General features: G+C 46.7%; 20 protein-coding genes and 1 tRNA gene. 16 read left to right on the top strand and 5 right to left on the bottom strand.

Translation table 11 applies throughout. The features are described from left to right. Positions 1–117: 117 nt before the first annotated feature. The 15 genes from FFS57_RS06535 to FFS57_RS06465 all read left to right on the top strand — a co-directional run bounded on the left by FFS57_RS06535 (position 118) and on the right by FFS57_RS06465 (position 19,787). A complete protein-coding gene (locus FFS57_RS06535; protein ID WP_171013674.1) occupies positions 118–897 on the top strand; it encodes a substrate-binding periplasmic protein in 780 nt (259 codons plus the stop codon). A gap of 99 nt (positions 898–996) precedes the next feature. Beyond that, positions 997–1,830, top strand: coding sequence for a substrate-binding periplasmic protein (locus tag FFS57_RS06530; protein WP_137936956.1), 834 nt, complete (start codon positions 997–999; stop codon positions 1,828–1,830). Between the two features lie 88 nt (positions 1,831–1,918). Further along, positions 1,919–3,091 (top strand): aminotransferase-like domain-containing protein, encoded by a 1,173-nt coding sequence (locus FFS57_RS06525; RefSeq protein ID WP_137937000.1) that lies wholly within the window; start codon positions 1,919–1,921, stop codon positions 3,089–3,091. A gap of 299 nt (positions 3,092–3,390) precedes the next feature. Next, complete coding sequence (locus tag FFS57_RS06520) at positions 3,391–5,565, top strand: primosomal protein N' (protein ID WP_137936955.1); 2,175 nt, start codon at positions 3,391–3,393, stop codon at positions 5,563–5,565. Between the two features lie 462 nt (positions 5,566–6,027). Further along, positions 6,028–6,504, top strand: coding sequence for an SRPBCC family protein (locus tag FFS57_RS06515; RefSeq protein WP_171013673.1), 477 nt, complete (start codon positions 6,028–6,030; stop codon positions 6,502–6,504). An 84-nt stretch (positions 6,505–6,588) separates the two neighbouring features. Further along, a tRNA-Phe gene (locus tag FFS57_RS06510) sits at positions 6,589–6,664 on the top strand. A 311-nt stretch (positions 6,665–6,975) separates the two neighbouring features. Beyond that, entirely contained in the window at positions 6,976–8,469 is a 1,494-nt protein-coding gene (gene murJ / locus FFS57_RS06505) for a murein biosynthesis integral membrane protein MurJ (RefSeq protein WP_137936953.1), read from the top strand. After that, positions 8,442–9,599 (top strand): glycosyltransferase family 4 protein, encoded by a 1,158-nt coding sequence (locus tag FFS57_RS06500; RefSeq protein ID WP_137936952.1) that lies wholly within the window; start codon positions 8,442–8,444, stop codon positions 9,597–9,599. Before murJ ends, FFS57_RS06500 begins: the two co-directional genes overlap by 28 nt. A gap of 21 nt (positions 9,600–9,620) precedes the next feature. Continuing rightward, entirely contained in the window at positions 9,621–10,781 is a 1,161-nt protein-coding gene (locus FFS57_RS06495) for a glycosyltransferase (protein WP_137936951.1), read from the top strand. After that, a complete protein-coding gene (locus tag FFS57_RS06490) occupies positions 10,741–12,633 on the top strand; it encodes an O-antigen ligase family protein (protein ID WP_137936950.1) in 1,893 nt (630 codons plus the stop codon). The genes FFS57_RS06495 and FFS57_RS06490 overlap by 41 nt, the downstream gene beginning before the upstream one ends. Beyond that, positions 12,618–14,576, top strand: coding sequence for an asparagine synthase (glutamine-hydrolyzing) (gene asnB / locus FFS57_RS06485; RefSeq protein WP_137936949.1), 1,959 nt, complete (start codon positions 12,618–12,620; stop codon positions 14,574–14,576). Before FFS57_RS06490 ends, asnB begins: the two co-directional genes overlap by 16 nt. Positions 14,577–14,704: 128 nt before the next feature. Further along, complete coding sequence (locus tag FFS57_RS06480) at positions 14,705–15,874, top strand: glycosyltransferase family 4 protein (RefSeq protein WP_249383922.1); 1,170 nt, start codon at positions 14,705–14,707, stop codon at positions 15,872–15,874. Continuing rightward, entirely contained in the window at positions 15,871–16,839 is a 969-nt protein-coding gene (locus FFS57_RS06475) for a UDP-glucose 4-epimerase family protein (RefSeq protein ID WP_137936948.1), read from the top strand. Before FFS57_RS06480 ends, FFS57_RS06475 begins: the two co-directional genes overlap by 4 nt. Positions 16,840–16,843: 4 nt before the next feature. Further along, positions 16,844–17,884: an MraY family glycosyltransferase gene (locus tag FFS57_RS06470; protein WP_137936947.1), complete on the top strand. Its 1,041-nt coding sequence runs from the start codon at positions 16,844–16,846 to the stop codon at positions 17,882–17,884. Next, a complete protein-coding gene (locus tag FFS57_RS06465; protein WP_137936946.1) occupies positions 17,877–19,787 on the top strand; it encodes a polysaccharide biosynthesis protein in 1,911 nt (636 codons plus the stop codon). Before FFS57_RS06470 ends, FFS57_RS06465 begins: the two co-directional genes overlap by 8 nt. Before the next feature lie 132 nt (positions 19,788–19,919). Here the strand turns inward: FFS57_RS06465 and FFS57_RS06460 are convergent, their stop codons facing one another. The 3 genes from FFS57_RS06460 to FFS57_RS06450 are packed head-to-tail and all read right to left on the bottom strand — an operon-like array spanning position 19,920 to position 20,913. Further along, positions 19,920–20,216, bottom strand: coding sequence for a hypothetical protein (locus FFS57_RS06460; protein WP_137936945.1), 297 nt, complete (start codon positions 20,214–20,216; stop codon positions 19,920–19,922). Next, positions 20,213–20,593, bottom strand: coding sequence for a phage holin family protein (locus FFS57_RS06455; protein ID WP_137936944.1), 381 nt, complete (start codon positions 20,591–20,593; stop codon positions 20,213–20,215). The genes FFS57_RS06460 and FFS57_RS06455 overlap by 4 nt, the downstream gene beginning before the upstream one ends. 8 nt (positions 20,594–20,601) lie before the next feature. Then, complete coding sequence (locus tag FFS57_RS06450; RefSeq protein WP_171013671.1) at positions 20,602–20,913, bottom strand: ElaB/YgaM/YqjD family protein; 312 nt, start codon at positions 20,911–20,913, stop codon at positions 20,602–20,604. 260 nt (positions 20,914–21,173) lie between these two features. On the opposite strand from FFS57_RS06450, the gene FFS57_RS06445 reads away from it, so the two are divergent. Beyond that, entirely contained in the window at positions 21,174–21,371 is a 198-nt protein-coding gene (locus FFS57_RS06445; protein WP_137936943.1) for a YqaE/Pmp3 family membrane protein, read from the top strand. 6 nt (positions 21,372–21,377) lie between these two features. On the opposite strand, the gene FFS57_RS06440 is transcribed toward FFS57_RS06445, so the two are convergent. Together FFS57_RS06440 and FFS57_RS06435 are read right to left on the bottom strand one after the other, a co-directional pair. Next, a complete protein-coding gene (locus tag FFS57_RS06440) occupies positions 21,378–22,403 on the bottom strand; it encodes a DUF2804 domain-containing protein (RefSeq protein WP_137936942.1) in 1,026 nt (341 codons plus the stop codon). Between the two features lie 136 nt (positions 22,404–22,539). Beyond that, positions 22,540–23,673 (bottom strand): ABC transporter permease, encoded by a 1,134-nt coding sequence (locus tag FFS57_RS06435; protein WP_137936941.1) that lies wholly within the window; start codon positions 23,671–23,673, stop codon positions 22,540–22,542. Positions 23,674–23,677: the final 4 nt, after the last annotated feature.

The raw sequence follows: 23,677 nt of genomic DNA, 5'->3' as shown, positions 1-23,677 counted from the left end.
ATAAGTGGTTTCATTGTACAGTGGGGCACGGAAATGGCGTATCAATTTGGGATGCGGCAACAATCAAAACCCGCTGCCCAGCACATGCAACTCAGGCAATGGACAACGTGCCTATCCGTGCCCTGGTTCACCCGTGCCTTACTCATGGCCTTGATGACCTTGCTGGGTACGTCTGCACACAGGGCAACCGCAGAACCAATCGATGTCACCATTGCTACTGGTGACTATCCGCCCTATGTCCACAATACAAGCCCACCCACAGGCCTGCTGATTGAACTGGTCACTGCGGTATTTCGTGACTCTGTTTATCGCCCCAAGTGGATCATTACCAGTTGGCCACGTGTTGAAGCATCAGTCCAGAACGGCCAGGCTTTTGGTGGCATGCCTTATCGACGTACACCTGAACGAGAACAGATTTATAACTATTCCTCACCGTTATACAGAGGCGGTGCCTCCATTTTTTCCCTCAGAGGACGATTGCCAGCCTTCAACCCGAAAGCCCCTTCGGACTTGATTCCCTATCGCGTAGCCACACCACGTGGATATTGGTTTGAGCCAGAGTTTCGACGGGCCGGTGTCGAGATGTATTACAGCAATGATGAGGTTCATTCGTTTCAACTGCTGCAGCGAAAATTGGCTGATATCGTTGTACTGGATACCTTACATGGCATCCATCTGATCAACAAACATTTCTCGGATCATCCCCAGCAATTTTCATGGTCACCTGGCCTACCGGAAGACAATCAGAATGTGGATAACTACATGATTATTTCCAGGCGCTATCCCAATGCGTCCGCCATTCTGAAGCAGCTCAACGATGGGTTACAAAAATTGCGCGACAATGGTGAATACACTCGCATTCTGCAGCGCTATCAAGACACAACTACCAATCAATAACAATCCAACGTTGCTCCCAACATCCGAAACCAATTCGACCCGGTACTTTCTTTGCCATAGTGAGAGGAACGATGTCTTACCCGCATTGAGGTAGACCTGATGGATGACTTGTCATCACCACTGATTAACCTTGCCTGTCAGGGAAAGACAGCCCACCTGCTGACTCGAATCTTGATCGGTTTGCTCCCGATAGTCAGTACATCGCTGATGGCAGAATCGAAACAGTTGATTCCGATTGCAACTGGGGAATATCCGCCATTTGTCTCGGCGACGCTACCCAATCAAGGCATGCTGGTCGAAATCATCACCGCCGCCTTCGCAGGCAGCCAGTTCAGCCCAGTGTTTTCATTTACAAGTTGGCCTCGTGTGGAAGCCATGGTGCGCAGTGGTCAGGCTTTTGCTGGCATGCCCTATCACTGGACAAAAGAGCGCGACGAAGCCTTTCTGTTTTCTCCACCCTTGCACCAAGGAAAAATTGTCTTCTTTCATTTGCAATCGCAGTTCCCCAATGGCATCAAGGCCCTTCACCTGGGAGATCTACAATCAATACGCGTTGCCACACCACATGGATACTGGTTCGAACCCATCTTCAAACGTGCCGGAATTCAACTGAGCTATGCCATTGACGAAGAGCAGGCGCTTCGACAAGTGCTACTGAAAAGGGCAGATACCGTACCACTGGAGCAACTCTTTGGCACATATCTGATCAAGCAACGTCTAACCAAACAAACAGCACTGTTCAAGCAATCGCCTGGGCTGACTGAAGACAGACGCAATCATGACTATTTCATGATTGTCTCCCGCACTTTCCCCAAGACAGAAGCGATTCTCACCGTGTTCAGTCAAGGCTTGCAGCGTTTGCATGACTCTGGCGAATACCACCGCATTCAGCAACGCTGCCAATCCATGTATGAAATCGACCCGAAACCGTGACAGTTTGTAGATATGGGATCGCAAAACTGTTGCTACCCGCCATTTGCTCCGACCTTTACACTGGATATATTCCCATTTGAAGGACCTCATCATGTTTTCAGAACGCATCAATCGACTATCAGGTTCGTTGATTCGCGAAATCCTGTCGCTGACCCAGCGTCCCGGTGTGATTTCATTTGCAGGCGGATTACCTGCAGCCGACGTCATGCCGGCTTTCGATTTCAGCCAATTACCCGACAGCCTGCGCCAATACGGCCCGAGTGAAGGGGAGTCGATCTTGCGCGAAAAGATTGCAGCCCATGCTCAGCAACTGGGCATTCAAGCCACTGCGGACCAGGTCCTGATTCTGTCTGGCTCTCAACAAGCGCTGGATTTGACTGCGAAGTTATTCATAGATCCAGGTACCCCCATTTTGGTCGAAGCACCTACATATTTGGCTGCTTTACAGAACTTCCGTCTATTTGGCGCCGAGATGCATGAACTGGCACTGCAACCCAGCGGCATTGACCCTGCTGAGCTGGCAGCAAAAGCCAAATGTCACCGCCCAGCATTCTGTTATCTGATCCCCACCTTCCAGAATCCTTCTGGCTACTGCTACGATGCCGCCACACGACAGGCTGTCGCCAGAACTCTCGATGAATTGGCTTTGCCACTGATCGAAGATGAACCCTATCGTGAATTGGCATACGATAAGGCGGAACGTCGCCCCTTGTGCGCCGATCTGCATACAGCCCCATTCATCTATTGTGGCAGCTTCTCCAAAACAGCTACTCCTGGCTTGCGCGTAGGCTATCTGGTTGCGAGCCCCACATTGATGCCCAATCTGATCAAGCTGAAGCAAGCGGCTGACCTGCACACCAACCGTATCGGCCAGTGGCTGCTGGCCAATTGGCTGGATAGCCCCGCTTATCAAGAGCACATTCTCAAGACACGAGCCTATTATCGTCAGCAACGCGATATCATGCTGACTGCACTGGCTAACCATTGTGGTGAACTGGCAACTTGGGATACGCCACCAGGCGGCTTGTTCATCTGGGCGCGGTTGAATCAACAAATTGATACCCGACGACTGCTGCAAGCCACCATGGCCCAAAATGTCGCCTTCATGCCAGGCGAGCCCTTTTTTGCCACACCGGTAGATGCTGCCGGGTGTATCCGTTTAAACTTCAGCCATGCGACGGCCGATGCGGTGGAGCAAGGCATCGCTATCATCAAGGACGCTTTGCAGCAGGCGTTTGTCAACCAGAAAAATTGCACCTAAACCCTTGACATTTAGTAAGTTGTTCACAAAAAAAATAAATCTCGCACTCTTCCAGAGACCACCGTCAAACGCACAAAGATAGACAGTATGTCATTGATTAGTATTGATTTATTTTGTTGCCGTTTTTTTGCACAATCTAACAAATGGCCTTTCACCCCGGTAACTTGGCCCGTTTCTCACGCGTATTCCACAAAGTTATCCACAGATTTTGTGGATTGCTTGAAAATCGCTTTATGCTGAATGACCTAGCGTGACATGATGAGAAGTTACAGCAACATAGCAACTTGGCATCGCAACCAATGAACATCGCACGTATTGCGCTGGATGTCCCGCTGGCAGGCCCCTTCGACTACCTCGCCACCGACATCACCGAAAACGATATCGGCAGGCGGGTTGTCGTCCCCTTCGGCCCACGCAAACTGACCGGTATCGTGATCGATGTCGCCAGTACCAGCGAATATGCACCATCCAAGCTGAAATCGGTGATTACACTTCACCATGACATGCCGCCACTCCCGCAGGACGTGCTGGATACCTGTCGATTTTGTGCAGATTACTATCAGCACCCCTTTGGGCAGGTCATTTTTACCGGTCTGCCGGTGCGGTTACGACAAACTGCCGCTTATCACCGGCCGCCTGGTACTCATTGGCAACTGACAGAACTAGGCAGCAACCAGCTTCAAGGAAGAATCAGTGCACGAGCTCCCACCCAACAGCGACTGTATGCCACATTGCAATCGGGTCCATTGGCAGTGGAGCAAGCCCAGCAAGTTGCTGCAAATGCCCCAGCCACATTACGCCAATGGGCTCGCGAAGGTTGGGTTGCTCGTTGCATACCACCAATGGCCGAACAATTTCCGCTCACCCCTCTGCCGGCATTGAATATCGAGCAACAAGCCGCCATCACAGCAATCCAAAGCCAACCAGGATTTGCGGTCACGTTACTACATGGCATAACAGGTAGCGGCAAGACTGAGGTCTATTTGCAGCTGATTGCAGCTGAGTTAGCTGCCGGTCGACAAGTATTGGTTCTGATCCCGGAAATCAACCTGACCCCACAACTAACAGTACGTTTCAGCGCCCGTTTCCCCAATCGGTGTATTGTCAGCCTGCACAGCGCCTTAGCTGATGGTGAGCGTGCGGATAACTGGTTGACTGCACAATGTGGTCAAGCAGATATCGTGCTGGGAACACGATTAGCTGTATTCACCCCTCTGCCACGATTGGGCATGATTATTGTGGATGAAGAGCATGACAGCTCATTCAAGCAACAAGAGGGGCTACGCTACTCAGCACGCGATGTTGCAGTCTTTCGTGCCCGACTACGTCAAATCCCTGTTGTGCTGGGTTCTGCTACACCGGCCCTTGAAACCTACCATAATGCGCATACAGGTCGTTATCGACTGGCCAAGCTGAACAAACGAGCGGTTGACGTTGCTGAGCTACCCATCGTCAAAACCATCGATACCCGCCGACTGCTTTTACAAGATGGGTTGTCGGACGACATGGTCAATGCATTAAATGCTCGACTGTTGGCTGGTGAACAAAGCCTGGTATTCATCAACCGCCGCGGCTTTGCACCCGTATTGTTTTGCGGAGAATGCGGCTGGATTGCGGGCTGCCAGCGATGTTCCGCAAGATTGGTCGTCCACTTGCGTGAGCGGCAATTACGATGCCACCTATGTGGCTATGAAGAATCAGTGCCATCAGCCTGCCCCGATTGTGGCAATCAGGACATCCGGCCGCTGGGCGTCGGCACACAACGCATTGAAGCGGCACTGACGGAAAGGCTACCTCAGGCCCGGATTCTCCGTGTCGATCGCGATGCAACTCGCCGCAAAGAAGCCTTCAACACCATGCTTGCCAACATCCATGGCGGCAAGGTCGACATTCTGGTCGGCACGCAGATGCTGGCAAAGGGTCATGACTTCCCAAATCTATCTCTGGTATGCGTACTGAACGCCGACAGCGGCCTTTACAGCGCGGACTTCAGAGCCACCGAGCGTCTGTTCTCCTTGTTGATGCAAGTTTCGGGTCGAGCTGGAAGAGCTGGCATCCCGGGTGAGGTACTAATCCAAACACAATTCCCAGATCATCCATTACTACATGCACTGGTAGCACACGATTTTGATAGTTATGCGAAGCGTCTGCTAGAAGAACGTCGCCAAGCACACTTCCCCCCTTTCCTGTACCAAGCAGTCCTTCGCGCAGAAGCACAAGACTTGGAGTTGGCTATTGCCTTTCTGGATCAAGCCAAACAATTTGCTCATGCCCTTAATTCACCCGTTGATCTGTTCGACCCAGTCCCCGCAGCCCTGACCCGCCTTGCGGGTTGGGCGCGCGCGCAGCTGTTAGTGCAGCATCCCTCACGAGCCATACTGCAGACCCTGTTACGCAACTGGATCCCGCAACTACATACACTCAACGAGCGCCAAGTACGGTGGATCATTGATGTTGACCCTCTAGAGGTATAAGTCTGGTATCCCGCATAACGATATCAAGAACACAACCTCCAGTAGCACTTGGCCATAACTGAGATACGCTGTACTTATGCATCCTGTTACCCTGCCCTACACCCAGCAAGACCACCGACAAAATCGACTGATTCCGATCCAAAGTAAACTAGATGTTAATGGCCACTATTGGGTCAAAACTATTGGCTATTGGCCATTGACACTAGACAACCAGCTCGTAGTCCCGCCCTCAACAAAATAACTCCCGTTACGAAATATCAGTCTTAGTATCTTTGTAAGTATTTGTTAACACAGCATGATATTGGCTCTCACAAGAATGCAACCCAGGCTAAAATGCCATACAAATAAACCCACTACAATTCAGGAGAACGTATGCGCTACTTGGCTTGGCCCTTGCTTGTGTTGACACTGATCAACCCCGTCACCGCAGACACCAACGCCCAATCCCCGGTGACGGTACATGTGACCAAGCAAGGGGAGGACATCGTCGTGGATTGCGAAATGGTGACAGATGTCAGCCAGGCCGCCGCCTGGGCTGTGCTGACCGATTTTGAACACATGGCTCAATTTGTTCCCAACGTTCAGGAGAGCAATGTTGTGGAGCGATATGGCGACCAAATACGCGTCCAACAAAAAGGACGCGCACACTTTGGCTTGCTCAGCTTTGGTTTTGAATCGACTCGAGACATTGAACTCAAACCCATTACCCAGATCCGCTCGAAAAGCATCAGCGGCAACGTACGCGCCATGACAGGCATCACCCAATTAAGTCACGACAACACCGGCACACATATCACATTTCATTCGGTCAGCACCCCAAGCACATGGATTCCTCCTGGTATCGGACTTGCTTTCATCAAAAATGAAATTTCCGAGCAATTTCAAGGCATGCTCAACGAAATGCGACGGCGCCATCCATCTGCACAAACGTTTTCTTAGGCGACCCCATCCATTTTTCTTCACTATTTTGTAAAAACAGCTTGACTCAAACAGCCCCATAGTATTTAATGGCGACCTCTCGAAGGCCAAGTAGCTCAGTCGGTAGAGCAGAGGACTGAAAATCCTTGTGTCGGTGGTTCGATTCCGCCCTTGGCCACCAGAATACTACAGCCCACTTAATGTGGGCTGTTTCACGTTCTGCAGTTATAAATGTTTCTTGAGCTAAGTTCGAATTTATCGGCCTCGGTTACCGTTAACAGCGATGATTGTTTACAAGACTGATCGAATGGTAGAATTTACAAAGTAACATCATAGAATATTTCCAAAGAAATCCTAAAAGCAAAATTTTCTTATGTTTTATGAGAAACGATTTCTCATTTCAAGAATACGACTACCGATCTTAACACTATGATCTAAGGCTCGACAGAAAATGAGCTAATTGCCGGATGATCGCCGCAACCAGGAAAGCAAATGCTGAGCAATGCCAGAATTGTTTCGCTTTTTACAATTATTGCGCAGGTATTTGCATTTTTGCGTACCGCTCTTATTGCTTATTTTTTTGGCGCATCCGGTGAAGTTGACGCATATAACCTTGCACTTGCCGCACCCACACTACTGTCTGGGGTCATCAGCGGATGGTTGCAATCAGGTTTTGTTGGTCGCTACATAGCGTTAAATCACGAAAATCCAGAATTTGCCAATACATTTCGGGTAGCAATTGGCCAAGTTGTTTTGATAATTGCCATATTACTGTCAATTGTCATTTTTATCGCAAAGGCACAACTGACCGATATTCTGGTACCAATCAGCGGTGATCCGCGTAAACCAATGATTGATATTGCACTTTCTATTGCAATTTGGTCTTTGGTTCCAACCGTACTTTCTGACTTCCTAGGCTTAGTCTTAAATTGCCATAATCGCTTTGGTGCCGCCGCTGCCGCCCCTGTCCTCAATGCTATAGTATCCGCGCTTGCGCTTTGGTTATGGCCACTACACAACCTTAACACGCTGCTGATAACGCTAATACTTGGCTGGATAACCCAACTCCTCTTTATGCTTTACGCATACAACAGAATTGGTTTAGCAATTCTGTTACTACCCAAGGGTGTAATAGAAGAAGTCAAAGCTACGCTTAAACTCGCCATTCCAACTCTGCCCTCAGTTGTTCTTTCAAATGGAACGATTGTTCTCATTCAAATTGCATGCTCAAGGCTTGGAGAGGGTGCCGTTGCAGTTTATGGATATGCATCCAGGCTACATAGTGCACTAACTCAGATTTTAATAATTGGGATTAGTACGGTACTACTACCACACTTGGCAAGCTTACTTTCTACAAAACAGCATGATGAGATCGTCAGACTATTCTGGAAAATCAGTCGAGCCACACTGCTTGTATGTTTATTTATACTAAGTGGTGTTGTGTTTTTAGGTGAGTCAACTGTCAGCACGCTATTTAGTCGTGGCAAATTCGATCAGACATTAAGTAATAGCGTTTGGCAGGCATGGACTCTTTTAACTCTCTCACTCTTCCCATTTGCATTAGCAACTTTCTATGCAAAGCTGTTTCAAGCAATGCAGCGACCACATTTACTTTCAATTTCATCGCTTATCTCGCTAATCTTCACTAGTCTAATGTGTTTTGCAGGCGCCAGTACATCCAGTATAACCAACATAGTACTCTCACCCTTAATTGCACAAATATTCGTACTAACCTTCTTTACTTTCAATTTCAAAAAGTTTTTTTCAACGTCAGGCATCCCACCACAGAGCATTAATGCCATTACAAAATGCTTCTTAATTATTGCACCTGCAATAACTTCAGAATTAATACTACGGCAATTACTAACCAATACCGATACACTCATAGCATTTGTCATTCGAGTAACAACGTTCTTATTTCTATTTATACTTGCATGTAGGCTATTAAAGGCAACTGAATGGATACAACTCAATACAGCCCAGTAACCCCACTTCACATTATGTTGATTATTTCAAGCCTAGGTGGTGGAGGGGCTGAACGAGTAATGGTAGACCTTGCTGAATTCCTAGTAGCTCAAGGAATACGTGTCACGCTAGTCACACTTGAAGGAGAGCGGGAAGATAGATATAAGTTATCAAGTTCCGTCTCCCGAATTCGACTAAATATAATGTGGCCGTCAAATAACAAATTGACCAGCATCGTTAGTTCTCTGCAACGACTAAGAATGATACGCCGCGAAGTAACATTACAATCCCCTAATATTGTAATAAGCTTCATTGACCTTACAAATATTCGTGTTTTACTTTCTCTTATCTTCACCAAAATACCAATAATTATTTCGGAACGCATTGATCCTAGACATCATAGAGTTGGTAAGAGTTGGGATATTCTGCGCAGACTCAGTTACCAACTTGCAGATCGGCTGATAGTTCAAACAACAAGTGCTGCAGAATGGGCCAAGGATTGGTATCCCTCTCAAAAGGTACATATCATACCGAACGCGGTGAGACCATCTTTTGTTTCCCGCAGCCAACGCCCACTCAATATGCCGCCAGGTAACATAATCCTTGGGGTAGGCCGGCTGTCTCCTCAAAAGGGATTTGACCTTTTAATTAGTGCGTTTGCTAACACGGACTTAGCTCTACAAGGCTGGTCGCTTGTAATTTTAGGTGAAGGTGAAGAACGTAGCTCGCTTGAATTACTCATAAAGCAGTTAAATTTGAATAAAAATATTAAACTCCCTGGAGCCCAGACCGATCCTGAGTCCTGGTTACAGAATGGGGACATCTTTGTACTAAGCTCTCGCTATGAGGGCTTTCCAAATGTTCTTCTGGAAGCAATGCAATGTGGGCTTGCAAGTATTGCATTCGATTGTAATAGTGGGCCTGCAGATATTATCCGTCATGAAACAGATGGATTGCTCATACCCAATGGTGACATACTCGCCTTGAGTAATGCGTTAAAACTACTTGCCAATGATCAGAAAAAGCGAGAACGCTTAGGCAAAGAAGCCAAACTAGTTGCAGAGCGGTTTTCATCTGATAGGATTTACACTCAATGGCAAAGAGTCTGTGCAAATGTCATTGCAGAACGAAAAAATGAATCCGCACGCTAAACATATTCCGGATATACCCAAATGAGTGCATCTCCTCTTAAGGTTCTTTACGTTATTGGTTCATTAAACATAGGTGGTGCTGAAAACCAATTGTTAATGCTATCAAGTGAGCTGATTAAGCGAGGTCGAGAGGCTCATCTTTTCTCTTTAGAAGATGACGGCCCCTTAAAAGCTTTATTGATGGCCGCCGGGGTTCAAATCCATACAGGTGGTTATAATTCCCAGGCTTCACGCTGGAAAAAGGTTTTCTCATTACTACGTGCAGAGTGGCGGTTGTTTTGGCTTACACTCACGTTAAGACCACATGCACTGCATGCGTTTCTACCACTGACAAATTTTATGGGAGCTCTTACAGGGCGATTACTTGGAGTCAAGACAGTTATCACATCTCGCCGCGCTTTAGGAACTCATCAAGATCGGCATCCATGGTGGAAATGGTGTGATCGAATTGCAAATATATGCTCCACCTCAATTACTGCAAATTCACAAGCGGTGGTCGACGACACCATATCTCGAGATAAAGTAAATCCCGGAAAAATTAGACTTATATATAACGGCTTGCATTTCTCTGGAAATAACGTCGAATGCCCAAAGCGAAATGAGATTAGAAATAATTTAGGCATTGTAGATGATCAGATCGCATTAGTTTCTGTAGCAAACCTTATTCCATACAAGGGGCATCAAGATTTAATAGAAGCTTTTTCAATAATATACAAAACCAACCCCAATGTTCACTTATACTTAATAGGGGAGGATCGTGGAATACTTTGTGAGCTAAAGAAATTTGCGCATATGCATTCGGTAGACAAGGCAATAACCTACATGGGGCGTCGAAATGATGTAAATATACTTCTCTGCGCCATGGATATCGGCATTATGGCTTCACATGAAGAAGGATGTTCAAATGCTTTGTTAGAAAAATTGGCTGCTGGTTTACCAATTGTTGCAACGTCGGTTGGTGGGAATGTTGAAGTATTGTATGGAATGCCAGGTTGTGAATTAGTTTTACCCAAAAATCCGATAGAGCTTGCAAATGGAATTAGAAAAATTCTTGGCGAAGAATGTTTACCATCTATCTCATCAAGAAAACGCACTGAACTAGTCATTAGTAGATTCTCAGTTGCGGAAATGGTGAACAGTCATGAAAACCTATATCAAAGCCCTCGTCATGAAAATAGCTAATATAAATAAAGTAATTTTGCCAGGACATCTAACAGAAAGATTCGGCATTGCCTTACTAACAATTTATTTATTTCTATTTCAAACAGGATTACTGACCTATATTAGCTCTCAATTACAATCAACTCCAAAATCAATTTCATCCATTATTTATTTTACATATGGAGCCAGTGCTTTTCTTTCAATTTTTTTCGTTATCTACAATCAAGAGATAAGAAGAATTGCATTGAATCTATTGATTTTAAGCCTAATTTTAATACTTCCCATTTTTCTAAATTCGTCGCCAATTGACTCTATTTCTAAAAATTACATAGTCGGAATTGCATCAATATTTACCTTTACAGTTATATCTTGTGCAGTTGGTGTGCGCCTAGTAGCTCAATATGCTATTGCATTAGTTTGCTTAATGTCTATTTACTGCCTTTTGGACGCATGCTTTCTCGATGGTTTTACTAGCACAACAGGAAGAGCTGCGTCAATTTTTATAAATCCAAATATAGCAGCCATATCATTACTAATTGGGATAGCTGGATCAATCTGGTCAGTTAAATTGAAATGGCGAGCTGCTGTTATTCTACTTACCTCCGGCGCAATATATGTAACACTATCTCGAACTACAATGATTATCGGCCTTCTTGCATTATTGTCAGGAATGATAACAATTAATAGGTCGAAAATAAAGGAAATTAGAGAAGGCCTGAAACCAGCTATTCTCTCTTTTATATTTGTTCTTATTACAATAACGTTTGCCTATGCGAACAATAAATCTTTTGGCGTAGCCACAAAAAATGCCTTACAAGGACTAATTTCCGCAAATGCTATGTGGCATGAGAATAAGGAAAATACATTATCACCTTCAGAAGAATCAAGACTTAAAGCGGAGATTCCCGTTAGTAGCCCCAATGACAATGTTCGAATACTACCAACTAAGCCAGAAACAGTTACCAATCCCACACTTAATGATATCGAGCACACTAATTCCGCAGTAGCACGTGCAATGCTCCTAAAGCAATCACTGGACGCATACAAATCTGCCCCTTCATTTGGCATGGGCTTGGAAAAGGCATTTAAACTTGGCCCACATAATAGCTTTGTCTTATTTGCCGTTGCCTTTGGACATCTGGGCTGGATAATAATACCGAGCCTTGTTATATTTCTTGTGCTTATCTCAAATAGCAAATCATGCATCCCTTCTGCTGTTGCAATTTTAGGTGCATCTTTCTTTTCTCATGACATATTACTTAGCGTGCCTTCTGTTGCTGCTATTGTCATAGTTATCTCTGGTGCTATTTCAAATAGCTTTTCATTGAAAATTCAAATAGCCCACCATCAGAAAGAGAGAGTAATTCTTCTTGTCGCCATAATTCCATTGCTATTGACTTCAATTATTACTTTCAATATTGGAAATATATCAGAAAAACCATTAAATTTTGATATAAATACGAAAGACATTAGCTTACACATGGGAAATACATATTACTTTGGAATACCTCAACACAAATTCTCCGGCGCTATTAGAATTGAAGACTCAAGAACCAATACCATAAACAATCAATACGGAGTAAAGCTATTCGAGAATAGTCATTCAATGATTTCATGCAATTCAAAAATTGAGGAAATTGTATTTCAAGGTAATGGAAAATGCTTATACGAAGATAGAGGAATCGTCTTTTCCACGACAGACAATTCATCTCCAATTCATAACAACAGAAAATATCAATTACAGGCCAACATGACCATACATCCATTATTAATATTAATGGTTACTATCTTATTTATATGGTCTGCGGTATGGTACTGGGCAGCACGACACAGTTTTGTTTTAGAAGGACATAAAGAATGTGCGGCTTCGTAGGGTTTATTGATTGGGCTGGAATTCCATCCGATGCAGAACAATGGGTATCTCGTATGGCAAGCGCCATTACTCATAGAGGTCCAGATGATCAGGGAATTTGGTTGGATCTGCCAAAGGGCATTGCACTGGGACATCGCCGGTTATCCATCGTCGATCTTTCCCCCATGGGTCATCAACCAATGGAATCAAGCTGTGGCCGATGGGTCATTGCATTCAATGGTGAAATCTATAATCACGAATTACTACGCAAAGAACTTGAAGCAAATGGTTGGTCAAATGGCTGGAGGGGGCATTCTGATACCGAGGTATTGTTAGCCGCTATTTCACTTTATGGGGTGCATGAAGCTCTTAAAAAGTGTGTTGGCATGTTTGCTTTTGCTCTATGGCACCGTGAGAGCCGTACCTTATTCATGGCCCGAGATCGCTTGGGCGAGAAACCACTCTACTATGGTTGGTTAGGTAATACTTTGGTATTTGCCTCCGAGATGGCTGCGCTATATCAGCATCCTCATTGGAAGGGTGATATCAATCGGGATGCTTTGGCGCTTATGATGCGCCACAACTATATACCTGCCCCCTACTCAATTTTCCGGAACGTCTCTAAATTGCGCCCAGGACACATGCTGACTTTGACCTGTGGCAGTAGAGAATCCAAAATTGAATGTTACTGGGATGCTGCGTCAATTGCGGCGACAGGACAAGCATCGACATTTCAGGGTTCACCCGAAGAAGTGGTGGATAGGTTAGAGTATTTACTGCGCCAATCTTTATCTGGACAAATGATGGCAGATGTCCCACTAGGAGCATTCCTGTCGGGAGGGGTTGATTCGTCTACAGTCGTCGCGCTGATGCAATCAATGAGTACTCAGCCAGTTCGTACATTTTCTATAGGCTTTAATGAAGAAGGGTACAACGAGGCAGTACATGCCAAGGCTGTAGCTACACATTTGGGAACAGCTCACACAGAGCTGTATGTGTCCCCCAAAGAAGCGCTTGATGTTATTCCACAACTTCCCAAGTTGTATAGCGAACCTTTTTCTGATTCTTCACAAATTCCAACATTTCTCGTTTCAAAACTAGCACGTCAGGATGTCACTGTTTCTCTATCTGGTGATGGAGGTGATGAACTTTTTTCAGGTTACTCACGCTATGCCATTTCGGAACAACTGTGGGGCCGCCTGTCAATGCTACCTCGAACTATACGTTCCGCTGGCGCCGCAGCCATTCATGCAGTGAAGCCTAGTGTATGGGACAGCGCGTTGGCCCTTCCTCTTAAACTGGCTCCATCTAGATATCGTTTTAAGAATCCTGGCGATAAGCTACACAAATTGGCTAGTGTGCTTGCATTAAGAAGCGAAGACGATGTTTATCGGCAATTGGTTTCACATTGGCAGGATCCGAGCAAAATCGTTCCGGGCGCCATTGAACCACCAACAATGTTGACAGGGCTTGAAAATGGCCCAGCATTGCCGGACTTTGTACATCGCATGATGTACCTTGATCTAATGAGTTATCTTCCTGATGACATCCTTGTAAAAGTTGACCGCGCCTCCATGGGTGTAAGCTTGGAATCCAGAGTTCCTCTGCTAGATCATCGTATTGTAGAGTTCGCATGGACATTGCCAACTGCTATTTTAAGGCGGGAAGGGCAGTCAAAATGGCCACTCCGCCAAGTGCTGTACCGCTATGTTCCGCGTACACTCATCGAGCGTCCCAAAATGGGCTTCGGTATTCCAATTGACCACTGGTTAAGGGGCTCGCTTCGAGCTTGGGGTGAGGAATTATTGGATGAAACTAAACTCCGAGCAGATGGTTTTTTCAATGCTGAACTAGTCAGAAAGGCATGGCAAGAACATCAATCGGGTGAACGCAACTGGCAATATCTATTGTGGGATGTCTTAGCGTTCCAAGCATGGCATACCCATTATCGGGATGTTGTTTGACAAGGCTCCAAATGATATGCACTACCCTATGAACTATGTCACCCTAGGTTTCAGCCTCTAGGCTGCTTGCATTATTTACTGCGCCTCTAGCCAGTAAAGATAGGTATTTTCTACTTGAAAAGTAGTAGATGCCTTATTGGGATTTCACGTTTATGTCTTCTATAGATTTGCCTCGTCCTCACTTGGTATTTGTAGTCACAGAGGACTGGTACTTTGTTTCACATCGCCTTATTCTTGCGAAAAATGCACTTACAGCAGGCTATCAAGTCTCAGTTATTACACGCATAAATGAGCATGCTGATATAATTCGCTCTGCAGGTATTGGATTAATCGATTTACCAGCTAGGCGTGCTGGACTAGGAATTATTGAAGGGCTAGCCTATTTTGGAAGACTTATACGACTCTATAGAAATCTGAAGCCAGATTTAATTCATCATGTTGCTATCAAGCCTGTGATTTTTGGAGGTCTTGCAGCGAAACTAGTGGGTATTTCTAGAGTTGTAAATGCGTTAGGGGGATTGGGTTTTGTATTTACATCCAGCTCAATCAAAGCCAAAACAATCCGTCCAGTTGTCAGTTGGTTATTACGTACTGCGCTGAGTGGAAATCATCATGTTCTAATTTTACAGAATAATGACGATAGCCAATTAATGATTGAAAGAAAGCTGGTTAAGCAATCAGCAATCCGAATTATCAGAGGCGTTGGCATTAATCCTGATCATTATCATACTGAAGCAAGAAGTGATAATTCCTGTATGGTAATACTGCCTGCTCGTATGTTGAAAGACAAAGGTGTGCACGAGTTTGTAGATGCTGCTCGTCAATTGAAGCAGGAAGGTATTAAGGCTCGTTTCGTCCTAGTTGGGTCCCCGGACCCGGAAAACCCAGCTTCCTTGTCAGAAGACATATTGAATGCATGGGTTTCTGAGCAGATTGTCGAGTATTGGGGATGGCGTGATGACATGAAAGCTATTTTCGCGCAATCCGATATAGTTTGCCTACCGTCTTATAGAGAAGGATTACCCAAAGCACTTCTTGAGGCTGCAGCTTCAAGCAAACCAATAGTAACGACAGATGCACCAGGATGTCGTGAAGTTGTGACCCACGGTTTCAATGGACTATTGGTACCCATCGGAAATTCTGCAGCACTGGCATCTGCACTTAGAACACTTATTACGGATCCTGTCAAACGTCAGGAGTATGGAAAAAACAGCCGGACTCGTGCTGAATCGGAATTCAACGAAGCTAACGTACTGACAGCAACCTTAAGAATTTATCATGAGATTTTGAACAATTGACATCCACACTTTCTAAGTTCAATAGAATTTGCGTTACTGGTGCGAATGGCTTTGTAGGCAATGCCCTATGCCAAAAACTCTACTTAATTGGGCAAGACTTTACACCGGTTACAAGACAATATGATCAAGGCAAAAACATTGCAATTGGTAGTATTGGACCCGATACAGATTGGTCGCAAGCTTTAACGGAATGCGACAGCGTCATTCACCTTGCAGCTCGTGTACATGTGATGCACGACACTGAGCACGACCCGCTTGCCGCATTTCGAGCAGTCAACACCTTTGGAACATTGCAACTTGCCAGACAAGCGGCCAAGACTGGTGTAAAACGTTTTCTATTTATGAGTTCCATCAAAGTAAACGGCGAAGAAACGATCAATCATCCTTTTACTGAAATAGATACGCCAAGACCATCCGATGCATATAGCGTATCCAAGTGGGAAGCTGAACAAGGACTAATGGCCATTGCTCAAGAGACTGGAATGGAAGTTGTCATTGTTCGCCCACCTTTAGTATATGGTCCAAATGTTGGGGCAAACTTCTTACGATTGATGCAGTTAGTACATAGCGGGATCCCGCTTCCGTTTGGAGCAATTCGTAATTTACGGAGCCTGATTTATGTCCATAATTTAGTAGATGCTATAATATTTTTACTGAATCATCCACAAGCAGCGGACCAGACATTCTTGGTATCAGACGGTGAAAATATATCAACCCCTGACTTAATACGCCGCTTGGCCATTTACATGAAAAAACAGGCTTGGCTAGTTCCTGTTCCAAGGTCAATAATGAACTTACCAGCGAGTATTGTTGGTAAAAGTCCCGAAGTTCAGCGCCTGTTCAGTTCCTTGGCTGTTGACAGCAGTCTCATCCGACAACAATTTGGATGGGCACCTCCTTATTCACTAGACGATGGACTAAGCAGTACTGTTGAATGGTTTTTAGAAAATAAATTGAACTTCTAAAATAATGAATTTTAACTTCCTATTTATTCTATTAATTACAATCTTAATTTCATGGCTAATCGTCACTTGGGTAATTCAGCGTGCCGAGCATCTGCAGCTAGTACAAATTCCTAATCATCGATCTAGCCATGAAAAACCGACACCTGGCGGCGGTGGGATAGGTATTGTAATTACAGGGACACTCGCCGCCACATATTTTCTATTTACGCAGCCTTGGCAGCTTTTCATAGGCTTTATATTAGCCCTACCACTAGCCATTATTGGCTTAATTGATGATATCTATCCAGCCCCAGCTCGGTTACGCTTTGGTCTTCAACTCATTCTGAATACTTTATTAGTCACCGCTTTCACTTACCAACCCATATTATCAGGATCAAATGACTTATCCTTCCTAGGCATCTTATTTAATGTTGCTTTAATTTTCTTTGGTATCTGGTGGATAAATCTGTTCAATTTCATGGATGGCATTGATGGCATTGCCGGTACTCAAGCAATATCAATGCTGTTAACAGGTGTGATGCTTTCAATGCTGACCACATCAGCCAGCCACAGCAACTTAATCCTACAATTGATGCTCACTACCTCCGCTGCAACATTAGGTTTCTTAATACTAAATTGGCCACCCGCACGAATTTTTATGGGTGATGTTGGCAGCACCTGGCTTGCCTTCATTATCTTTACACTGGCATTAATGACCATTCACGCTGGATGGATGAGTTATATATCCTGGTTGATTCTAGCTGCGGCATTTGTCAGCGACGCCACCGTGACCTTGTTTACCCGAGTCATGCATGGAGAACGCTGGTATGAGGCCCATCGTAGCCACGCATACCAGCATCTGTCACGACGCTGGCAAGGCAATCGAAAAGCTGGACATCGCTTGGTTACACTCCTGACCCTGGCAGTCAATATTCTTTGGCTAGCACCATTGGCGTGGGCAAGCCTGTATTTTCCCAATTGGCCCTTGCTCTGGCTGCTGCTAGCATATGCACCGCTTGTAATCGGTTGTATTTATCTTGGTGCAGGGAGGCCTGATCATGCCTAAATTGATTCCATCACGTATCGCCCAAAAGTTGGTAAAGCTGCCGCGTGTACTCAAGCAAACTCTGCTGCTGGTAACAGATACCGTACTTTTGTTTTTCGCTTCATGGTTAGCTTACTCATTACGTTTTGGTTATTTTTTCGAGCCGAATCCAGCTCAGCTTGGTCTAATGCTTGGTGCTCCATTTCTTGCCATTCCAGTTTTTCTTCGGCTGGGACTCTATCGGTCCGTCATTCGATACCTTGGGGAACAGGCATTCTGGTCCGTCATTAAAAGTATGGGACTGGCCACCTTACTCTGGGCTGGCCTCGCATTCATGACACAGCAAACGGGAATGGCTGGTGTACCACGGTCCGTGCTTATCCTATATTGGCTGATTGGCATGGTTTTGATCGGTGGTTCGCGTTTTGCTGCACGTTGGCTACTTTGGCTTCCGGTTCGAAGCCAGTTTGCCGGTCGCCAAGTATTCATTTACGGTGCAGGCGACGCTGGCCGCCAATTGGCAGCGTCATTGCGAAAAGGTCGGGATTTGTTTCCAGCTGGTTTTTTCGATGATGATATTACGCTGCATGGTAAGGATGTCGATGGCCTTCGCGTCTACAATCCGAAGCAAATCGGGACGTTGATCAAGCGTTTCGATGTTCACGATGTAATCGTTACTTTACCATCGGCATCCAGTGCCCGACGACGTGATGTCGTCAGCTTGCTGGAACGTTATCCGCTGCGAGTTCGTATCCTTCCGGCGATGACTGATATTGCCAGTGGGCGCCACTTGGTAAATATGGTTCGAGAAGTAGACATTGGCGACTTGCTTGGACGGGATCCGATTGCTGCAGATCCGGCCTTGTTAGGGCGTTGTATCAGTGGCAAAGCTGTAATGGTGACTGGTGCCGGGGGATCGATTGGGTCGGAATTATGCAGGCAAATTGCAGCGGTAGGCCCTGCCCGCTTAGTACTGTTGGAAGCCAGTGAACATGCGTTATACCAAATTGACCGCGCATTGCGTGCGGTAGCCGATTGCGACATTGTTCCCTGCCTGGGCTCAGCAAGAGATGTAGGGTTAGTGCAACGCCTGATAGCGGAAAACCGTATTCAGACCATCTATCATGCAGCAGCACATAAGCACGTGCCCCTGGTTGAAGCGAACGTACAAGAAGGAGCCAATAACAATGTGTTGGGCACCCTCACCGTTGCGCAGGCAGCCTATGAAGCTGGGGTTGAGACATTCGTACTGATTTCCACAGACAAGGCCGTTCGTCCTACCAATGTCATGGGCGCCACCAAGCGCTGGGCAGAACTGGTTATTCAGGACTACGCGCAACGAGCCAAAGCTGCCAGCAGAAATCAGCGTTTCTGCGCTGTCCGCTTCGGAAACGTACTGGGTTCATCAGGGTCAGTGATTCCTTTGTTCAAAGAACAGATTGCACAAGGTGGCCCTGTCACCCTTACACATGAAGAAGTGACCCGCTATTTCATGTCCATTCACGAAGCAGTCGAGCTGGTAATTCAGGCCAGTAGCTTGGCAACAGGTGGAGAAATTTTTCTGTTGGACATGGGCGAGCCGGTCAAGATCATGGATCTGGCCCGGAACATGATCCGACTTGCAGGTCATGCAGTTCGAGATGATGAGAATCCAAATGGTGATATTGATATAGTGGTAACCGGATTACGGCCTGGTGAAAAACTGTATGAAGAACTTTTGATTGCCAGCAGCAATGCCCAGGCGACTGGGCGACCCAAGATCATGAAGGCGAATGAACCTTGTCTATCCGGCGAATTACTCACCGATTTGATCCATCAGCTGAAAATTGCCATGGACAATCAGGATGAGGCCAGCATGCGTGCCTTGCTGATGCGGGTTGCGCTTGAAGATTCCGTTGTTGCAATCGATGCCATCAACATGTAGTCGACAGTATTGGATTGCCATTTAAGTAGCTTTCATCTCAACAAAAGCTCAGTCAACAGGAGTAAGGTAACCACCTAGCCCCTCACTTGGCTACTACCAATCTACTATGCGACGGATAATAGCCAGTGCGGGTCAATGCCGGAAATGCTTTTTGACCACACTGGCCACTTTCCAGGCAGTGATAACTATCGGTAGCAGCTTCAACATTCCCACCACTCTTCCCTTACCCAGAAACGGAGCCAGTAAGGGCAACAGTTTGAGCGGATTCTTCAACCAAACCATCCAAGTGCTGGCTGTACTGGCTTGCTTAAATGGTTCCCGCAGTTGACCTAACTGCGCAGCAATTTCCAGACGATAGGCATCTGCCTGTAGTTGCAGTAACAATTTACGGGTTGCTCGAATCTTTTGGCGATTGGCTGAAGCACTCATCGGGAAAGGAATTTCTTGTTTTTGTTGATCTCGTCCAGAGTGGCTGCAAACGGTCTTGGGCCCAGTGTGTAAAACCGCCAGGCCCGATTGAGACAGAATGCACCAAGTATCAGATGGAACAAAGTCAGCGCCAATGCCGCCATGCCACGCCACTCAGGTCTGACCAGCACCAGAATACCGATGGTCAGAGTGGTCAGAAACAAGAGTAAGGCACCCGCCCCCACTACACCCAATACCAAGGCTCGCAGCAAACGCTCACGCTCTTCCTCCAGCTCCAGGCTGAATAGTTCCAGATGCGTGTGGAGCAACCCTAAAATACTGCCGGTCAACGCCTTTAGTGGGCCGGGGGGACGTTTGTCGTGATTTGCCTCCTGCATCGGTCAGATCAACGTCGTGCGACCAGCAAGCCAAGCAGGAATCCCACCCCTGCGGCAACGCCCACAGCCTGCCATGGGTGATCATGTACATACTCATCCGTGGCTTTAGCTGCAGCCTTTGTTTTTGCAGCAACCAGCCGCTCTGTTTCCAGTAACTTGGTTTTGGCGCTGCGCAAATTGGCCAGCACTTTTTCACGCAATGCCGCAGCTTGTTCACTGGTATCGGATTCAACCTCTTTCAACATCGCTTCGGTGTCGGACAATACATCGCGCAAGTCATCAATCAGCGCGTCGTTATCCAGCCGGGTATCAGTTGCCATGACGGTTTCTCCAGTTTCAGAATAGGATGGAATCATCTTGTATTATTGGACACCTTTTTGGTGAATGCCACAATGATATTGGCGTGTGAACAAACATTGCGAGACTTGGTCTGATCAGGAATAACCGTCAGCATATGATGCCAATCTCAACCATTGCTTGATGATTTACATCGTACGAATTATCGAATCACTGCCTGACCACACCCGGATGATACCTCAAACCCGTTACAGCAAATCTTTGAAGCAAAGGAATATATGTTATGCGACTGTTGCTCGCCCTGATTCTGCCCTGGCTGCAATTCTTTACTATTGGCCGTCCGATCGCGGGCGTGGTCTGCCTGATTCTGCAGATTACGTTGATCGGCTGGTTACCTGCTGCCATTTGGTCAGTTTATGCGTTAAGTCAGTACAAAACTGATAAAAAAATTGAGGAAGCATTATCCAACGTACGGCATTGATATTACTTACCAGCGTGACAGATGGTCTTCTGTCACGCCCACCAACTGATTGACCTGGAGCCCCGGTGCGTCGGCATGGGCTTTGACGATACCATTGAACGTGCCAATTGGCTGAATATAATAGCTGGCCGCAATCAACAGATTCTTACTTTCCTGGCGAGCCCCTTCAGGCTCAAAAACCAAATCCAGCAAACCATCATCCGTTCGCACCTGCCATGGCAGCATCGGATAACGCGGGTCAAAATCAAACTCAGCACGCCCCAGCGGGATCAATTGACCGTCCAACCACAAGACATTTTCATGCGTGCCAAAGTAGCCCTGCTGCACATTGAAGCCAAGGTCAGGTGAATGTGCAGATGCCCAGCGCCATTGAGTTTCCCGTGCCAGCAAGCCATTTGAATAGTCAATACTGGCAACCCCATGATCAAGTATAAAGCTTTGTCCACCTGCCCTTGCCGTACCGGTTACCTTTAATGCACTAGACTTTTGTGTTGCATGAGCACAGCCTCCTTCACCAATCGGCCCTATCGCCAACAGCGGTGGAGCACTGCCACTGGTATTGATTTCCACATCAATCTCGAACCCACTTTTGGTCCATAGACTTAGCTGGTAATGCGTACCACCACGGTGCTCAAAACGCATGGCACCACGGGTATGTTTGAACCAGCTCAGTGCGCCATATCCCGGACGATCACTTACCTTGGCTGTCAAACCTGGCAATCCATCTTGCGAGAAGTTGCCAACTACTTTGCGCTGACAGCGATCAAACAGATATGCAAAGGCGGTATTCGTCCACCCTAAATCCACCATTGCCAAACCGATGAAGCAGGTATCAGTGGCAATCGCCACATAGTGCCAACGTTTGTGATGTACCTTTCGCCACCAAGCTGATCGACGAAACTCGCCTTGCAGTGAGGTCCAATCGATTTGCTCAATTACTCCGGCATAACGACCTGTGGCTGGCACCCCTTGGTCAACAACCTGGCTGGGGGCAGCAGGCAACAATGAGACAGCTTCAAATGGCACAGACATGGCATCCTCTCAGGGGGCTTTGTCAGACATATTAACATCGTTATTTACATCGCCTTCGGTAAACACGGCACATCACCTCGCTATGGATGGCGGTGCCAATAGAAGGCAACACCACCAGCGAGCATTCGCAACATGGCTAATCAAGCGTCTTGCGGAAAGTCTTCAGCCCCACCCCCAGCACCACTGCCATAAACACCAGAATCGGCCAGATATGGTCATAGAGTAGTGGCAGGTCATTACCCTTCAGCAGAATACCGCGCACCAGGATCAGAAAATGTGTCAATGGCAGACAGCTGCCTATCATCTGCGCCCAATCCGGCATCCCCCGGAACGGAAACATGAAGCCGGACAACAAAATTGACGGCAGAAAGAAGAAGAACGTCATCTGCATGGCCTGCAGCTGATTGCGTGCAACCGAGCTGAACGTGATGCCCAGCGTCAGATTGGCGCAAATAAACAGCAACACGACACCATACAACAGCAGCAAGCTTCCCAGCATAGGTACGTTGAACACCCAACGCGCGGCCAGCAAGATCAGGGTAACCTGGGTCAACCCGATCAGAATGTAAGGCACGATCTTCCCAGTCATCACTTCCATCGGTGTTGCAGGGGTCGCCAACAGGTTTTCGAAAGTACCACGTTCACGCTCACGGGTCATTGCCAAGCCAGTCATCAGCACCATGGTCATGGTCAGAATCACCCCGATCAGGCCTGGTACGATGTTATAGGCAGTCACACCTTCTGGGTTGTAGTGACGGTGAACCCGAACATCGATCATCGGTTTGACCGGTTGCCGATACCCCGGCAGATCTGGTGTAAATACATCACTGCCCAATTGCCCTAGTACCGCCAGCGCGCCATTGGCTGCAACCGGGTCAGTAGCATCCGCCTCCACCAGAATCACCGGACGTTCACCACGTACCAATGCACGCTGGAAGCCATTCGGAAAAGTCACCACGAACTGTACATCGCCCCGCTTCAGAAGGTGATCCGCTTCCTGTTCATTGGCCACGGTATCGATCACCCTGAAATAGTCGCTATTCTGCATGGCTGCCAGGTATGAGCGGGCAAACGGACTGGCCTCCGCCATCACGACTACTGTTGGCAAATGCTTGGGATCATTGTTGATGGCGAAACCAAACAACAGCACTTGCACCATCGGGATACCAACAATCATGCCAAATGTCAGTCGATCCCGTTTTATCTGGATGAATTCCTTGATCACGATACCCAACCAGCGGTGCCAAGCCATGTGGCGAAGAGCAATCATGAAG

Origin of the sequence: Chitinivorax sp. B, from assembly GCF_005503445.1 — a bacterium.
In the GTDB taxonomy this organism is placed as follows: Bacteria; Pseudomonadota; Gammaproteobacteria; order Burkholderiales; family SCOH01; genus Chitinivorax.
This window is presented reverse-complemented; position numbering and strand designations above follow the sequence as displayed.